Consider the following 14,792-nt stretch of genomic DNA (forward strand, 5'->3'; position numbering starts at 1 on the left):
CGTCATGGCGATCGACCAGGGCACCACCTCGACCCGGACCATTCTGTACGACGCCGCCGGACAATTGGTTTCGATCTCGCAGCGCGAGCACCGGCAGCTGTACCCGGCCGCGGGCCGGGTCGAGCACGATGCCGCCGAGATCCGTAAGAATGTGCACACGCTCGTCGGACGGGTCATCGCCAAGGCCGGGATCGCGCCGGCGCAGGTCGTGGCCATCGGGATCGCCAACCAGCGCGAGACGACGGTGCTGTGGGATCGCCGGACCGGGCGACCGGTCGGCAATGCCATCGTCTGGCAGGACACCCGCACCGAGGATCTGGTCGCCGAGCTCGCACGCCGCCCCGAGGCCGCGGACGTGGTCGAACGCTGCGGCCTACCCCTGCTGAGTTACTTCGCGGCACCGCGGATTCGGTGGAGTCTCGATCGCGAACCGCGGATTCGCGAACGGGCCGAGCGCGGCGAGATCCTCTTCGGCACCATGGACAGCTGGCTGATCTGGAATCTCACCGGCGGCCCGGAGGGCGGCGTGCACGTCACCGACGTGACCAATGCCGGGCGGACCATGCTGATGAACCTGCGCACCCTGGACTGGGATGACCGGCTACTCGCCTTCTTCGGCGTCCCGCGCGCAATGCTGCCCGAAATCCGTTCCAACGCCGAGACATACGGCCGTACCGCAATAGGTCCGGCGGGCATTCCGATCGCCGCCGCGCTCGGCGACCAGCAGGCCGCGCTGTTCGGCCAGACCTGTTTCGAGGCGGGCGAGGCGAAGTGCACTTACGGCACCGGCAGCTTCCTGCTCACCAATACGGGGACCACGCCGGTCCGCTCCACCCACGGTCTGCTCACCACGGTCGGCTTCCAAATCGGCAGCGAGCAGGCTCGGTACGCACTCGAAGGATCCATGGCCGCCACCGGCACCCTGGTGCAGTGGCTACGCGACCGGCTCGGCCTGATCGACGCCGCACCCGAAATCGAAACTCTCGCGGGCACCGTCGACGACAACGGCGGCTGCTACGTGATCCCGGCCTTCTCGGGACTCTTCGCGCCGCGCTGGCGCTCGGAGGCCCGAGGCGTCATCGCCGGACTCACCTCCTATATCACCAAGGGGCACCTGGCCAGGGCGGTACTGGAGGCGACAGCCTGGCAGACCAGGGAGGTCGTCGACGCGATGAACGCCGATTCCGGATATCCGCTCGCGGAACTGCGCGTCGACGGCGGTATGACCTCCAACAACCTCCTCATGCAACAGATCTCGGACGCGCTCGGCGTTCCGGTGGAACGACCGCTGTTCTCCGAGACCGTCTCGCTCGGTGCGGCCTACGCCGCGGGGTTGGCCGTCGGTCTCTGGCCCGATATGACCGGTCTGCGTCGCAACCGTCACACGGCAGGCCGGTGGCTGCCCACCATGCCCGCCGAACGCCGCGAATACGAGTACCGGCGTTGGTCTCGCGCCGCGGATCTGACCTACAACTGGAACGAACCCGCCGACGGCCCGCCGGGGCGATAAACGCGCGGCGTGGCAGCGTAGCGAGCGCCGCGCCCACCGCTACGGTGTGCAGTCAGCAATTCATCCCCCGCCGCGCTCGGCGGACACCTCGAGGAGGCCTCGTGCTCGCCGTCGTGCAGACGCTGGCTGTTATCGCCGCACTCGTCCACGTCTACATCTTCTCCCTCGAGAGTCTGCGCTTCACCGATCCGAAGGTGCACGCCGCGGCCTTCCAGGTGTCGGAATACGATCTGGAAGCCGTCCGGCCGTGGGCATTCAACCAGGGCTTCTACAACCTCTTCCTGGCGATCGGAACCTTGGTCGGCGTGATACTGGTGCGCCCGGTGGAGGCCGCGGGGTGGGCACTGATCGTGATGGGCTGCGGTTCGATGCTGATGGCCGCGGTCGTCCTGGTCGCCACCGATCGACGGTTCGTCCGCGCCGCCGCGGCGCAGGGGACGATCCCCGCGCTGACACTGCTCGCCGCCCTCACCCAGCTCTGACCGAGCCGAATAAGGCCAACGGCCGGGTCGCCTTCTTGCTGCCGCCGGTCACAGTGCGAAAGATCGCGGTGCTCGACCGTCGTGTCGAGCGCCGGAACTGCGGCCAGGCGGCGGTCGACCGATGGTGTTGTGCCGCAACCACTCCTGTCCGTTCCGTGCGAACCATTCGGATCGAGCCCGGTCTGACCTGGAAGCCGAAAGTTGGCTGAACTGTCTTGCGGCAGTGGTGTTCGGACCTACCTAGCGGATTTTCGGCTCACGGAGGCTGCTGAACCCGGTGGCAGTCACCGAGCAGGCTTCACAATCCCCAACTCGCGGGAGATGCTCGCCCGCTTCCGATCCGACACCGATACTCAATGAGGCCGTTTGAACCAGACTCCCGCACTGTGCTGAGACAAGAGGATGACGATTGCCAGGCTCGCGCCAAAGCCGAGGGGGCCGGGTGGGAGACCCCCTGACATGCCGCTGAGGCCCACCAGGGTTCCGAAGCTCGCGAAAACGATCGCGACCACGCGCACGCCGTTCCCGTTCACGGTAAAGCCGCACGCGAAGATCGCCAGGAAGAAGGCAGGAAAGAAGCCCCAAATCAGCGCGCCGAACAACTCCCATTTATCCGTAACGCCCGCGAGCACCGACAGCCCGACGCCGAGACCACCGAACAGCCAGCAGACGATCTGCGCTGCTCTCACCCCTCCGGGCATCTTGGTGGGGTACGCCAGGACCCCACCGTCCGGCTGGTAGTCGTGCGGCGGCGATACGTAGGCCGGGTGCGCTCCCGGCGGCCAGTCCGACTCGGTGGGATACGCCTCGTAACCCGAGCCGTTCGTCGCATCGTGGTTCTTGCCAAAGTCCACTGGGATCTCCCCCATCTCTCCCATCCCGCCGCTCCCCGCGCCGGTCCCTCAGCAGCGAACACTACATCACACTCCTGTCGGACCTACTTTTCGGATTCTTGCTGCGTGGGGGTCAACGTCGGGAGAGCTGCTCCCCGGAGCCGAGTCCATGGAGGTGTACAGGGGAAGGTCAGTCGCTAGGTAGCGTCTGGGCACGGATTCCTGGTAGGGCGTGTGATTTTCCGGCCCTTCGGGCCAGGATGGCAGTGCTGGGCGCGTTGCGTGCCGTATCCGGCCGTGCCCTGCTGTCAGGTGCTGTGCTGGCTTACAGTCTGGCTGGACGGCTGTGGTTGCGCCTCGGACCCGCCGAACAAGAAAGACGGTCATCCGGCGTCAGGGGGAGTTGTCCTGTTCGGGTGTAGGTTTCAGTGCTCGGGGCTAGTTTTCGTGGGTGGTTGCAGGGTTCGGACATAGTTTTCGGGTCTGAGGACGTGGGAGGGGTATCGCGGGCTGACTCCGTGTCCGTGTCGAGTCTGAGCGTGGTGCCGGGCGGCGCGGCGGCGCCGCCCGAGGGTGGGGAGTTCGCGATCGTCTATGTCGATGCCGAGTTCGGTGAGCGGCGGGTGGTGTTGACGGATGCATGGGCAGTGTCGTCGGAGGACTGCCTGCCTGTGCGCGGGTTCCCGTCTCAACGATCTGCTGTAGAGCAATCTTGTAGCGACCACGAAAACACCGGAACACACTGTGCCGACACACCCGCCGCATAATCACAGACGGTGTCGACGAGATCGCAGAAATGGTTGCAGTCGTGCAGGTTTCATACATCCGTCCAGTGTGAAGACGTACAGTTCAGACCCGAAAATCCCTGGCGCGCCGGAGTTGCAGGCCAGTAGGATTCGTACATGCGTTCGGATATCGACACCCTCCGGCAACGGGTCACCGACCCGCTGGAGACCGCTGTCGCCGAACTCCTCGACACCCCCTTGACCGGGCTCACCGACGACGACCTCATCCACGCGATGCAGAAAATAGAACAAGTGACCCGCACGCTGGCAGCGGTCGGGCACCGGTTCATCGTGGAAGCCTCCGACCGGTCTCTGCCTTCGCACACCGGCACCGGGACGATCAAGAAGTTCCTGACGCAAACTTTGCGACTGTCCAACGCCGACGCCGGAGCCCGGGTCGCCGCGGCGACATCGCTGGGGGTATGGCACGACATGTGCGGAGAACCCGTCGAACCCCGGCTACCCGCCACCGCCGCCGCGCAAGCCGACGGAGCCATCTCCGCCGACCATGCGCGGGCGATCGCGGCGGTGATGAAACGGACACCCGGCTCCACCCGGGACGCGGACTTTCAAGCCGCCGAACACATCCTGGCCACACTCGCCCGCAACAGCACCCCCGACGACATCCCCGAAATCGGCGAAAATATCCTCGCCCGATTGGACCCCGACGGGCATCTCACCGATGACCTGGACCGGCAACGTATGCGTGGCATCACCATCGGACGCCAACGCGCCGACGGCATGTCCCCGATCCGGGGAGAAATCACCCCCACCCTGCGCGCCCTCCTCGACCCAGTCGTCGCGAAACTCGGGCGGCCCGGTATGAACAATCCCGAGGACCCCGACTCTCCTTGCGGGGATTACGAATCCGTCGACCGCGATGTCCTCGCCGCCGCCGCCCGACGCGATAACCGCAGCGCCGCCCATCGCACCCACGATGCGGTGCTGGCGCTGCTGCAACCCGGCGTCTCCCCCAACAGGCTTGGCAGCCACAGGGGGTTGCCGGTCTCGACGATCCTCACCATGAGTGTCGCCGACGTCGAAAAGGCCGCCGGAGTCGCAACCACCGCGACCGGTGGCACCGTGCCGTTGCCGGAGGCACTGAGACTGGCCGAACAGTCCCAGCCGTTTCTGATGGTGTTCAACCACGACGGTGTCCCCCTACACCTGGGTAAGACCAAACGCCTCGCGAGTGCGGAGCAGCGGATGGCGTTGATCGCCGCCGTGCGCGGCTGCTCACGACCGGGCTGTAATGCACCCGCGAGCTTGTGCGCGATCCATCACGTCACCGAGTGGGGCAAGGGCGGAGCGACCGATATCGGGAATGAAACCCTGGCCTGCGATCGCTGCCACGCCATGATCCACGACGGCCCTGGCGGTTGGAAAACCGTTGTCCTGGGACCGGAATCGAAGTACCCGGGACGGACCGGATGGATCGCGCCACCGCATATCGATCCGTCGCAGACTCCGGCGGTCAACCACCGCCACCACCCCGGCGAACTCCTCGCCGAAGCACTCGCACGCGTCCACGCCCGCAGAGAGCTTGATCGCCAACACCACCGCGAATGGCTGCAACGACTACAACAGCCATCCGGCGACGCCGCATGACTTGCGGCACAGCGTCCTGGTCGGCTTCCACGATGACTTGGCCGCCGGGAAGCCGCCCGTAGCTACAATCGTCTCTCCAGCCTGCTCATCAACAGCACACACAGCACTCGAATGCGCTCTCGGGCGACGGGTCTCGTATCTGGCGGTCCCGGAGGTCTTGTCCCACTGCGGCGGGCTGCTAGTGGGTGCGCCCGTTAGTTCGTCGGGGGTTGCCAGGTGGTGGGGTCGTTGAGGTAGAGGCCGCAGGCGCAGTCGAGTGCTTCGGCGGGTGTGCCTGCAGGCCAGCCGTTGGGCAGGATGGAGTTCTCGTAGCGGTCTCGGCTGGCCAGGTAGATCGCGAATCCCCAGGTCGTGGCTGATCCGGTGTAGCGCAGTCGCATCAGCGGCAGCCTGGTGCCGTCGGCGAGTTCGCCGGTGACGTAGGCGAAGGGGCCGTGGTACCGCACGTGCACGTGGGCCAGTTGCGGCCAGCGGTCGGCGACGTGGGCGGCCAGTCGCTGCCGCAGTGATGTCTTGGTCGATTCCGGCGGTGCAGCCATGGGTGTCACCCTGCCACGAACGAGCCTGCGGCGTGGCTGCCTGGTTCGACGCGCTCGGTCGGGGGAGAGTTTCTCAATCGGTAATCGTGTTGAGGGACAAGGGAATATCGTCGTGCCACCGCGCAGTCCATATGTTGTCGTCGCGACCGCTGCGCAGCGGTCGCAGCTGGAAACGATCACCCGCCGGTCCTCGGCACCGTATCGAACGGCGCTGCGGGCACGAATCGTGCTCGCGGCCGCGGATGGCGAATCCAACACCGATATCGCTCGTGCGCTCGGTATCAACGCCGACATCGCCCGGAAATGGCGGAAATGATTCTGCAGCAAAGGAATCGATGGATTGACCGACCTGCCTCGCAGCGGCCGGCCACGAACATTCACCGCCGAGCAGGTAGCAGAGGTCAAGGCCCTGGCCTGCGAGCTGCCGTCGGTGTCGGGGCTGCCGTTGACCCGGTGGAGCTACCCCGAGCTGGCCCGCGAGGTCACCGCCCCCGGGGTCGCCGAGCAGATCTCGGCATTCGACGGCGCGGCGGACCCTGGCCGCCGACGCGATCAAACCCGGGCAGCATCGCTCCTGGATCTTTCCCGTGACCCGTATTTCGCGCCCAAGGCCGCCCGAGCGCTGGACTTGTATGCCCGGATGCGGGAAGACGAGCCACTCGGCGCCGACGATTACGTGCTCAGCGCCGACGAGAAACCCGGTGTCCAGGCCCGTCGCCGCGTCTGCCGCCCTCCGCCACCCGCCTCCCGTCGGCCGATGCGGGTCGAATCCGAATACCGCCGCGGCGGCACCCTCGCGTATTTCGCCGCCTACGACGTGCACCGCGCCCACGTCATCGGCCGCTGCGAGCCCACCTGCCAGTGCACGCGTCGTGGCTAAACCAGGTGGAAGTCTACTTCTCCGTCGTGCAACGAAAAGCCGGCCCCGCTGATCGCCGCGGCCGGTTCGCTGCTGCTGGCGTTCGGCGCTGCCTCGGTACCCCTGCTGTCGGCCGGACGGGTGCTGTGCGGGGTGGCGTTGGGCTTGGCTATGGCGGTGGGCAGCAGTTGGCTCAAGGAACTTTCGCAGCCGCCATACGATCCCGCACCGCGTGCCGGCACGGGCGCCCGGCGCTCCGCGATGAGCCTGACGGGCGGTTTCGCGGTCGGCGCGGGTGTTGCCGGGTCGCTTGCCCAGTGGGCGCCGTGGCCGAATTCGCTCGCGTACCTGATCAATGTCGCGCTGTGCGTGGTGGCCGCCGCGTGGGTGGCGCGCGTACCGGAAACCGTACTCCCCCACCCGAACCCGGGTCGGCTGCGCGATGATCTGAGAATCCCCGTCGCCGGTCACCGGCGTTTCCGCTCGGTCGCGGTACCGGTGGCGATGTGGCTGTTCGCCTCCGCCGCAACGGCTTACGCCGTCCTGCCCACCCTGATGGCGCCGCACGTGCGCGGCGCCTCGATCGCATTCTCGGCGCTGATCACCGTCATCACTCTGAGCTGCGGCTTCGCGATCCAATCCGTGGCCCGGCGGATCGACCGCCCGCGCACCGCCCGCGCCGCGGCGGTCTCGCTGTCACTGGTCGTTTGCGGAATGGCCGCGGCAGCGCTGGCCTCCCACCTGCTGACACTCTGGGCGACAGTGGCCACGGCCGTAATCCTCGGCGCCGGATACGGCATCGGCATGGTCGCCGGACTCCAGGAGATCGAACGCATCGCCCGCCCCGACGACCTCGCCGGACTCACCGCTGTCTTCTACTCGGTGTCCTACCTCGGCTTCGCCGTCCCGGCGGTATTGGCCTTCCTACACCAGACCGCAGGGATCGGCTACCCGCCAATGTTCGCCTTCGGCGCACTCGCCGCCGCCCTCTGTCTGGCCGTTGTCGCCCGCAACTACCACGATCGCTCCGCGATACCAGCGGACGACCTGCTCCACTGACCCTGTCCGGCTCGAACTCGTTCATCGCCCCCGTGGGACGGCATCGAGTCGGACCGGTCCGAGAGTCTCGCCGATGAAACGGGGCGGTGTGCGATCGATCGACCGGCTCACCGCCCCGCAACGCCACGAGGGTCAGGCTTCCGCCTCCAGATACACCGGCAGGATCCGATGTCCGTTGGAGATGAAGCTGGCCACCGACCCCAGTTCCGAGACCTCGGCGGCCAGGCGCATATTCGGGAATCGCGCGAAGATCGCGGGGAGTGAGACGACCGCTTCGAGGCGGGCCAACGGCGCGCCCAGGCAGTGGTGCGCGCCATGGCCGAAGGCCAAGTGATCCTTGGTCGGACGGGTCACATCGAATTCGTCGGCGGTGGCGCCGTGCACCTTCGGGTCGCGGTTGGCGGCGGCATAGGAGGCAAGGATCGGTTCGCCCTTGGCGATGCGGATACCGTTCTCGATTTCGATGTCGTCGACGGCGTAGCGCAATGGCAAATGCGCGACGGGCGCCTCGAAGCGCAGGGATTCCTCCACCAGATCGGCCCAACCGACGGTGCCGTCGACCATGGCGGCACGCTGCTCGGGGCGGGTCAGCAGCGCGAAGATGGCCTGGTCGAGCAAATTCACGGTGGTTTCGTGGCCCGCGCTGATCACCAGCAGCAGGGTGTCGACGAGCTCCTGCTCGGCGAGCTGGGTGTCGTCGTCCTCGTCGCGATGGGAGATCAGCAGACTGGTCATGTCGTCGCCGGGATTCTCGCGCCGGTAGGCGACGAGCTCACCGAGGATGCGGTACATCTCCATGTAATTGGCTTGCGACTGCTCCGGGGTGAGAGAGGTGTCGAAGATACCGTCGACACATGTGCGCAGACCGGCATGGAGAAACTCCGGCACGCCCATCAGCTCGGAGATGACCTGGATCGGCAGCGGGTAGGCGAAACCCTCACGCAGATCGACGGATTCGCCCGGAGGGGTGGCCGCGAGCGCGGTCAGCAACTGCTCGGTGATGGCCTCGACACGTTCGCGCATCGCCTCGGTGCGGCGATGGGTGAACGCGGGCGCGACCAGTTTGCGCAGCCTGCGGTGGTCGGCGCCGTATGCGGTGAACATATTGTTCACCGCCACCCAGAGGAACAGCGGCCAGTCCTGCGGCACTTCACCATTGATGAAGGCGGGCCAGTGCTGCCTGGCGTCCTTGGAGACTCGGGAGTCGACCAGCAGTTTCTTCAGCAGTTCGGCATCGGTCACCGACCATGCCCGCACCCCACCCGGCAACTCGACCAGGGTGACCGGTCCGCGCGCCCGGAGCAGCGCGGATTCACCCTGAATGTCGGTACCGGTGGGATCTAGGACAAGGGGCTGGCTGTCCATTGGGATCTCCTTAATACACGTTCAGCGGGGGGGATTTCGGAAAGGTGACCGGAAGGGACACCAGTGCTCGGTGGAAGGGCCCGGGCCGCCAGTTCAGGCGATCGGCCGGGACCGTGAGACGCATTTCGGGCAGCGCGTCCAGAAGTTGGTCGATGGCGTCCTGCACGATCAGGTAGGCCACCGAGCGGGCGGGGCAGGCATGCGGCCCGACACTCCACGCCAGGTGCGACCGATTGTCGGTGTACTCCCCCGCATTGATCGCCGGATCGTTGTTGCAGCCGGCCATGCTGATGACGACGGGCTGATGCGCGGGAAGCCACACGTTGTCGATCAGCACCGGCTGGCGCGGATAGGAGATGCAGTAGTTCGCCAGGGGCGGGTCTGTGAAGAGGACTTCGTCGAGGGCGTCGCGGGTGGATAGGCTGCCGCCCAGGATATTTCCCGCGAACCGCTGGTCGGTGAGCATCAGCAGCAGCGTATTGATGATCAGGTTCTGCATCGGTTCGATGCCCGCACCGTAGAGGGTGACCAGTTGGTGGATCATCTCCACCTCGTCCAACCCGGCCGCATGGGCGATCAGCCGCGAGGTGATGTCGTCGCCGGGTTCCTTGCGTTTGCGTTGCGTCAATTCCAGGAGCGCGTCGGTGAGCATGGCGTTGCCCTTGTCGGCGTTCACGCCTTCGAAGATGGCGGCCATACCGGTCGCGACCTGCTGCCCGATATCCGGCGCGCAGCCTAGTAGCTCGTTGAGCACTGCGAAAGTCAACGGAAAGGCGTACTGGCTGATGAGATCCGCCGCGCCATCGCCGCAGAAGCTGTTGATCAGCGGTATGGCGAGCTTCTCCACCACGCCGTGCATGGCATGTAGGTCGATCTCGGCGATGCTGGCGGTGTTCGCCTGCCGGTAGCGAGTGTGGTCGGCGCCGGCGCTGCGCAAGGCATTCGGCCGCCACTCCATCATCGGCAGGACGGGGCATTCGCCGGGGATGTCGCGCTGCCACATGCGGGGGTCGGCCGGGAAGTGCTCGGGATCGTTCAGGATCCGCACGGCGGTGTGGTAGCCGATCACCAACGTGGCGGGCACACCGGGCGCGAGATCAACCGGCACCAGCGAGCCGTAGCGCTGGCGCATTTCGCGGTAGGCGCGATGTGGGTCCTCCGCGAATTCCGGTTCGAACAGCGATATCCGGGGCCCATCGGTGTCGATCGGTGATCCGTGAGGCACGGGGCAGCGGGCGGGGGCCGGAGCGGAGGGCTGGGTCAAAGTCGTGTCTCCAGTCGGTGGAACAAGAACTCGACGAGCGTGATCAGTGATTGCAAACAGGTACCTCGATGCCGGGCATCGAGGGCGGTGAGTGGGGTGTCGGGAGTGAGGTCCAGTGCGTCGCGAATCTCTTCGAGGGGGAAGCGTTGCGCCCCCTCGAATTGGTTGACCGCAACCGAGTACGGCACTCCGCGCTCTTCCAGTACCGAGAGCACCTCGTCGGCCTTCTCGATGCGCCGGGTATCGACCAGGACCAGTGCGCCGAGCGCGCCCCGGGCCAGCTCCTCCCAGAGCGGCACGAACCGCTGCTGGCCCGGTGTGCCGAAAAGATAGAGCGCCAGTTGCGGATTCAGGGTGATGCGACCGAAGTCCATGGCGACGGTGGTCTGCGACTTACCCGGCAACCCCGCCATATCGTCGATCCCGACACTGGCCTCGGTAATGGTCTCTTCCGTGCGCAGCGGTTTGATCTCCGAAACGCTGCTCACGAACGTGGTCTTGCCGACGCCGAAGTTGCCCGCCACCAACAGTTTCACCGACCGGGTGACCGTCTCCGGCACATAGTCGACGGTCCGGTCAGGCCGGGAGAGCACGGAGCCCATTGAGTACCTCCTCCAACAGGGCGATCTCCGGCAGATACTCAGCCGGGGTCGGTGTGACCAGATGCTCACTGTCCATCAGGTCGGCGACCACGATCTTCACCACCGACGGTGGCAGATCCAGGTAGGCCGCGATCTCGGCGATGGACAGCGCGCCGCGACGACTACACAGATTCATCACCCGCAAGGTGTCCGGCGCCGCACCGGGCGCCGGATCCGCGTTGGCGATAACCAATGTGACCAAATCCAGTTCACGCGTCGCGCGTGAACGACCGCCGGTGCGCACATACGCGCGCACCAAGTCGGGATCGCGGCGGGGCCTGGTCATCGCAAGTCGCTATCGGCTCTCCGGTGCGACATGCTGCCTAGCTCGTGGCCGACTCTAGCGGCGAGTTCGTTCATCCGGTGCGCGATGAGGCTCACGTCGATCTCGGAGGTGGTCGAAACCCCGAGCAGCGCGCCCTCACCGGCGGCGGTAATGAAGATCATGCCGTCGTCGTATTCGGTCATGTTCTGCCGCAGACCGGTTTCCAAGCCGCCGCAGAATTCGCCCAGCGCCTTACCCAGCGAGCGCAGCCCGGACGCGGCGGCGGCGAAGCGTTCCGAGTCGTCGCGAGAGATGCCCGCGGAGTGCGCGATCCGCAATCCGTCATCGGACAGCAGCACCGCGAAACGGACGCCGGGGAGGCTTAAATCCTCGAGTAGCCAGCCCAGCTTGTTGCTGCTGTCGGTCACGGCCGTGTTCGGTGTGCTCATCAGGGTGTCGTCCCTTCTGTGTGTTCGGTCGCGATGTTGTTGCCAACCACAGGCGAGCCATCGCCCGCGGCGGCGCGACCGGTCTTGGAGCCGGTTTGCCAGGCGGCGGCGATATCTGGTCGAGCCGGTGCCGGTGTCGACTCGGTTCGCGCGACGCGGGGTCGCACGCTGGACGCGGGGGCGACCACTCGGCGTCGCCGCTTGGGTAGGCCGCCACTGGTGATGTCATGCACGGCGAATTGACTCTCCTCACTGGCGTCTTCGGCCGCGGCGGGAACCAGCACGGGCTCCTCCACCGGGGCCGCGGCGGGTGCGGCGGGTTCGTCGGTTTTGGCCGGAGTCACGAGCAGCGCCTCCGGGATGTACACCATGGCGCGCATGCCGCCGTAGGCGTTGGGCCCGTCGATGTAGACGGTGAATCCGTATCGCCGTGCCAGCGCGGCGATACCGGGGAAGCCGACCTTGGGCGCGGGGCCGAGCTGGTGGATATCGACCGGGCGCTCGTTCGCGAGGATCTGCCTGGCCTCCTCCATCTGCTCGGAGTTCATCCGAACGCCCGCGTCGTCGATGATGACCGTGACGCCGTGGTGACCGGTCTGGAAGCTGACGTCGACGAAAGACGTTGGCGGGGAGTAGCGCAGCGCATTGTCGAGCAGCGTGGCCAGGGTGTGCACCAGCGGCTCCACCGCACGGCTGATGACGACCCGATCGAGTTGGTTGGGCCGCACCCGCAGATAGTCGCGCACGCGTCCGGTGGCGCCGCCGACGACGTCGGTGAGCGACTGCGCGGGCCAGCGCCGCCCGGGCAGGCCGCCACAGACGATGACGTAGGACTGGGCCTGACGGATCATCTGCTGCACGGTGTGGTCGATGCGGGTGAGCGTCGCGTACACCTCGTCGTCGCGGTGTTCGCGTAGCGCGGCGCTGACCACCTGGCTGACGTCAGCGCCCAAGCTCACCACCGAGGTGCCGAAGGAGCGCACCGCGCCACTGGTGGCCTCGCGGGCACTGGAGGCCACTTCGGTGCGCACCGAGGCCTCGGTGTGTTTGATGACCAGCCGGGCCTGTTCCTCGGCCTCGCGAGCGATCAGCTCACGGGTCTCGGACTGCACCAGTCGCAGGTCATCGTTATACCGCTCGGCAATCCAGCGCAGCCCTTGGGCCAAGCGCGAATTCTCCAGTCCAGCCGGTATATCGACGGCGGGAGGCGCTGGCTCGAAGCGGCGGACCGAGTCGGTCAGCGCGGGCATCGTGGTGACGGCAAAGGATTCGAAGGCCTCTTCATAGGCCCGCTGCTGCGCGGTGAGCTCGTCGATGCGAGCCCGCTGGCGTTTCTGGCGTTTCTCTGCGGTGACCGAATACCCCGCGATCGCGAGCACGAGCGCAAGAGCGAGTATCCATGGCAGTACTACGGCGATATCCACATTCATCAGTTCTCTCGTCGTTGACAGGCCCAACTTTCCCCCGGGAACCGACAAACCTATGGCCCGCGTCGAAACCCACAGCCTGCAGCCACCGAACTCCGTCTCTTCCGAACAATGCCGACCACGACACGGCGCCGTAGTCGAATCAGGTCTGCATCGGAGGTACCAGTGTCCCGATGCGGCAACGGACGGCACGGGCTCGGGCAACTCGAGCTCATACCTCACAGTGCCTGCGGGACAGGCGATCAGACAATCGATCGCGGCTGAACGGAGCGTGCCCGACCAGCCCGGAACCCGACGACTCGCCCACCCTAGCAGCAACCTCGCGAACTCTCACCGTATCGGCGAGGACGCAAAGAAGTTGAGCCGGTGCGCATCACGCGACCGGAAGTGAAGTAGTACGTGAAGGTGCCGTGAACACAAAGCAATCGGCCGGGGCTCACCGAAGGACGGTGAACCCCGGCCGATTTGCCGGACAGTGACCGATCAGCTCTGCAGGCCGACCTCGACCTCCAGCGTGAGGGTGATCTTGTCGCCGACCACCACGCCGCCGCCATCCGGCAGCGGCATGTCGATGTCGACGCCGAAGTCGCGGCGGCTGACCACCGTCTTCGCCTCGAAGCCGGCGACCGGACCGTTGCCCATGCCCGGGTTCACGCCGAGGAACTCCACCTCGAGCGAGACCGGCTTGGTGACGCCGTGGAAGGTGAAGTCGCCGTCGACGACGAAATCGTCGCCGCTGACCCGGAATCCGGTCGATTCGAAGGTCGCGGTCGGATGCTGCTCGGCGTGGAAGAAGTCGGCGGTGCGCAGGTGCGCGTCACGCTGCGCGTTGTCGGTGGTCACCGAGTCGACGCGGATTTCGGCCTCGGCGGAGGCGGTGCCGTCCTCGTTGATGACGAGCTTGCCGGAGAAATCGGTGAAACGGCCGCGGACCTTGCTGACCATCAGGTGGCGTACGGAGAAACCGACGAGCGAGTGGACGGGGTCGATGACCCAGGTACCCGCGGTAAGGGCGGTCGAGGTTCCGGTGGTCATAAGAGCGCTCCTCTACATAGTACAAGTTTCAATTACATGGACAGTGTCTGTGCCGCGCATTTGGTTGATGTGGCAACTACTCTAACGCGAGACCCTCCGCCCGCATTTCCGCTGTGATGCAGGTCACCGGAGAGGGAGCGGGCGCGCCGATGAGCGAATATCTCCAACCGTCGGTACCGGATAACATGCGCGCATGGCAAAGCTGAAGGTCTCCGTCGATGTCCCGATTCCCCCGGAGCAGGCGTGGTCGCACACATCCAATCTCGCCGACCTGGACAAATGGCTGACCATGCACGAGGCATGGCGCGGCGAGGTGCCGAGCGAACTGACGGTGGGCACAAAGCTGGTCGGTGTCGCCACCGTGAAGGGTCTGCGCAACCGGGTGACGTGGACCGTCAAGACATCTGAACCGCCGCGGCGGCTCGCGCTGAGCGGATCGGGCAAGGGCGGCACCAAGCTCGGACTCGAAATGCTGGTCGCGCCAAAGGGTTCGGGCTCGCAGGTGACGGTGAATATCGAACTCGGCGGTGCGCCACTGTTCGGGCCGATCGGCGCCGGTGTGGCGCGGGCGGTCAAGGGCGATATCGAACGCTCGCTGGATCGGTTCGTGACGCTCTACGCCTGAGCCCAGAAACGAATTCGGGTTCGTGACGCGCATGCGTCACGAACCC

Annotated in this window: 16 protein-coding genes; 7 read left to right on the plus strand and 9 right to left on the minus strand. The window is 66.2% G+C overall.

Annotated features, from left to right (window positions below; all coding sequences use genetic code 11):
• Nucleotides 1-4 precede the first annotated feature (4 nt).
• Together glpK and AB0H61_RS09595 are read left to right on the plus strand one after the other, a co-directional pair.
• The gene (gene glpK / locus AB0H61_RS09590; RefSeq protein WP_357301116.1) at nucleotides 5-1,510 is read left to right on the plus strand and encodes a glycerol kinase GlpK; all 1,506 of its coding nucleotides are present in this window, start codon (nucleotides 5-7) and stop codon (nucleotides 1,508-1,510) included.
• Nucleotides 1,511-1,611: 101 nt separating this feature from the next.
• A complete protein-coding gene (locus AB0H61_RS09595) occupies nucleotides 1,612-1,992 on the plus strand; it encodes a DUF1304 domain-containing protein (protein ID WP_357301119.1) in 381 nt (126 codons plus the stop codon).
• 353 nt (nucleotides 1,993-2,345) lie between these two features.
• Here the strand turns inward: AB0H61_RS09595 and AB0H61_RS09600 are convergent, their stop codons facing one another.
• Entirely contained in the window at nucleotides 2,346-2,870 is a 525-nt protein-coding gene (locus tag AB0H61_RS09600) for a hypothetical protein (RefSeq protein ID WP_357301122.1), read from the minus strand.
• Between the two features lie 857 nt (nucleotides 2,871-3,727).
• On the opposite strand from AB0H61_RS09600, the gene AB0H61_RS09605 reads away from it, so the two are divergent.
• Entirely contained in the window at nucleotides 3,728-5,218 is a 1,491-nt protein-coding gene (locus tag AB0H61_RS09605) for a DUF222 domain-containing protein (RefSeq protein ID WP_357301124.1), read from the plus strand.
• A 194-nt stretch (nucleotides 5,219-5,412) separates the two neighbouring features.
• On the opposite strand, the gene AB0H61_RS09610 is transcribed toward AB0H61_RS09605, so the two are convergent.
• Nucleotides 5,413-5,757, minus strand: coding sequence for a hypothetical protein (locus AB0H61_RS09610; RefSeq protein WP_357301127.1), 345 nt, complete (start codon nucleotides 5,755-5,757; stop codon nucleotides 5,413-5,415).
• Between the two features lie 112 nt (nucleotides 5,758-5,869).
• Here AB0H61_RS09610 and AB0H61_RS09615 point away from each other — a divergent pair, with 112 nt between their 5' ends.
• The 3 genes from AB0H61_RS09615 to AB0H61_RS09625 are packed head-to-tail and all read left to right on the plus strand — an operon-like array spanning nucleotide 5,870 to nucleotide 7,675.
• Nucleotides 5,870-6,073, plus strand: coding sequence for a helix-turn-helix domain-containing protein (locus AB0H61_RS09615; RefSeq protein ID WP_357301129.1), 204 nt, complete (start codon nucleotides 5,870-5,872; stop codon nucleotides 6,071-6,073).
• A gap of 15 nt (nucleotides 6,074-6,088) precedes the next feature.
• Complete coding sequence (locus AB0H61_RS09620) at nucleotides 6,089-6,637, plus strand: helix-turn-helix domain-containing protein (protein ID WP_357301330.1); 549 nt, start codon at nucleotides 6,089-6,091, stop codon at nucleotides 6,635-6,637.
• Nucleotides 6,638-6,688: 51 nt separating this feature from the next.
• Entirely contained in the window at nucleotides 6,689-7,675 is a 987-nt protein-coding gene (locus tag AB0H61_RS09625) for an MFS transporter (protein WP_357301332.1), read from the plus strand.
• 132 nt (nucleotides 7,676-7,807) lie between these two features.
• Here AB0H61_RS09625 and AB0H61_RS09630 read toward each other — a convergent pair whose 3' ends face one another.
• The 7 genes from AB0H61_RS09630 to AB0H61_RS09660 form a co-directional block, all read right to left on the minus strand.
• Nucleotides 7,808-9,040 (minus strand): cytochrome P450, encoded by a 1,233-nt coding sequence (locus AB0H61_RS09630; protein ID WP_357301132.1) that lies wholly within the window; start codon nucleotides 9,038-9,040, stop codon nucleotides 7,808-7,810.
• Nucleotides 9,041-9,050: 10 nt separating this feature from the next.
• Entirely contained in the window at nucleotides 9,051-10,265 is a 1,215-nt protein-coding gene (locus AB0H61_RS09635; protein WP_357301135.1) for a cytochrome P450, read from the minus strand.
• 35 nt (nucleotides 10,266-10,300) lie between these two features.
• On the minus strand, nucleotides 10,301-10,906 hold the full coding sequence (locus tag AB0H61_RS09640) for an ATP/GTP-binding protein (RefSeq protein WP_357301137.1): 606 nt from the start codon (nucleotides 10,904-10,906) through the stop codon (nucleotides 10,301-10,303).
• A complete protein-coding gene (locus tag AB0H61_RS09645; RefSeq protein WP_357301140.1) occupies nucleotides 10,881-11,231 on the minus strand; it encodes a DUF742 domain-containing protein in 351 nt (116 codons plus the stop codon). The genes AB0H61_RS09640 and AB0H61_RS09645 overlap by 26 nt, the downstream gene beginning before the upstream one ends.
• A complete protein-coding gene (locus tag AB0H61_RS09650; RefSeq protein WP_357301143.1) occupies nucleotides 11,228-11,659 on the minus strand; it encodes a roadblock/LC7 domain-containing protein in 432 nt (143 codons plus the stop codon). The genes AB0H61_RS09645 and AB0H61_RS09650 overlap by 4 nt, the downstream gene beginning before the upstream one ends.
• On the minus strand, nucleotides 11,659-13,089 hold the full coding sequence (locus AB0H61_RS09655) for a sensor histidine kinase (RefSeq protein WP_357301146.1): 1,431 nt from the start codon (nucleotides 13,087-13,089) through the stop codon (nucleotides 11,659-11,661). Before AB0H61_RS09655 ends, AB0H61_RS09650 begins: the two co-directional genes overlap by 1 nt.
• 480 nt (nucleotides 13,090-13,569) lie before the next feature.
• The gene (locus tag AB0H61_RS09660) at nucleotides 13,570-14,121 is read right to left on the minus strand and encodes a YceI family protein (RefSeq protein ID WP_357301149.1); all 552 of its coding nucleotides are present in this window, start codon (nucleotides 14,119-14,121) and stop codon (nucleotides 13,570-13,572) included.
• A 193-nt stretch (nucleotides 14,122-14,314) separates the two neighbouring features.
• Here AB0H61_RS09660 and AB0H61_RS09665 point away from each other — a divergent pair, with 193 nt between their 5' ends.
• Complete coding sequence (locus tag AB0H61_RS09665) at nucleotides 14,315-14,746, plus strand: SRPBCC family protein (protein WP_357301151.1); 432 nt, start codon at nucleotides 14,315-14,317, stop codon at nucleotides 14,744-14,746.
• Nucleotides 14,747-14,792 lie beyond the last annotated feature (46 nt).

This window comes from Nocardia sp. NPDC050710, from assembly GCF_040654375.1.
Lineage (GTDB): Bacteria > Actinomycetota > Actinomycetes > Mycobacteriales > Mycobacteriaceae > Nocardia.

What these genes read in the sequence shown, in the direction of transcription:
- AB0H61_RS09665 (WP_357301151.1), top strand. Translation starts at nt 14,315, where the DNA reads ATGGCAAAGCTGAAGGTCTCCGTCGATGTCCCGATTCCCCCGGAGCAG.
- AB0H61_RS09610 (WP_357301127.1), bottom strand. Translation starts at nt 5,757, where the DNA reads ATGGCTGCACCGCCGGAATCGACCAAGACATCACTGCGGCAGCGACTG.
- AB0H61_RS09640 (WP_357301137.1), bottom strand. Translation starts at nt 10,906, where the DNA reads ATGGGCTCCGTGCTCTCCCGGCCTGACCGGACCGTCGACTATGTGCCG.
- AB0H61_RS09650 (WP_357301143.1), bottom strand. Translation starts at nt 11,659, where the DNA reads ATGAGCACACCGAACACGGCCGTGACCGACAGCAGCAACAAGCTGGGC.
- AB0H61_RS09630 (WP_357301132.1), bottom strand. Translation starts at nt 9,040, where the DNA reads ATGGACAGCCAGCCCCTTGTCCTAGATCCCACCGGTACCGACATTCAG.
- AB0H61_RS09660 (WP_357301149.1), bottom strand. Translation starts at nt 14,121, where the DNA reads ATGACCACCGGAACCTCGACCGCCCTTACCGCGGGTACCTGGGTCATC.
- glpK (WP_357301116.1), top strand. Translation starts at nt 5, where the DNA reads ATGGCGATCGACCAGGGCACCACCTCGACCCGGACCATTCTGTACGAC.
- AB0H61_RS09605 (WP_357301124.1), top strand. Translation starts at nt 3,728, where the DNA reads ATGCGTTCGGATATCGACACCCTCCGGCAACGGGTCACCGACCCGCTG.
- AB0H61_RS09645 (WP_357301140.1), bottom strand. Translation starts at nt 11,231, where the DNA reads ATGACCAGGCCCCGCCGCGATCCCGACTTGGTGCGCGCGTATGTGCGC.
- AB0H61_RS09655 (WP_357301146.1), bottom strand. Translation starts at nt 13,089, where the DNA reads ATGAATGTGGATATCGCCGTAGTACTGCCATGGATACTCGCTCTTGCG.
- AB0H61_RS09600 (WP_357301122.1), bottom strand. Translation starts at nt 2,870, where the DNA reads ATGGGAGAGATGGGGGAGATCCCAGTGGACTTTGGCAAGAACCACGAT.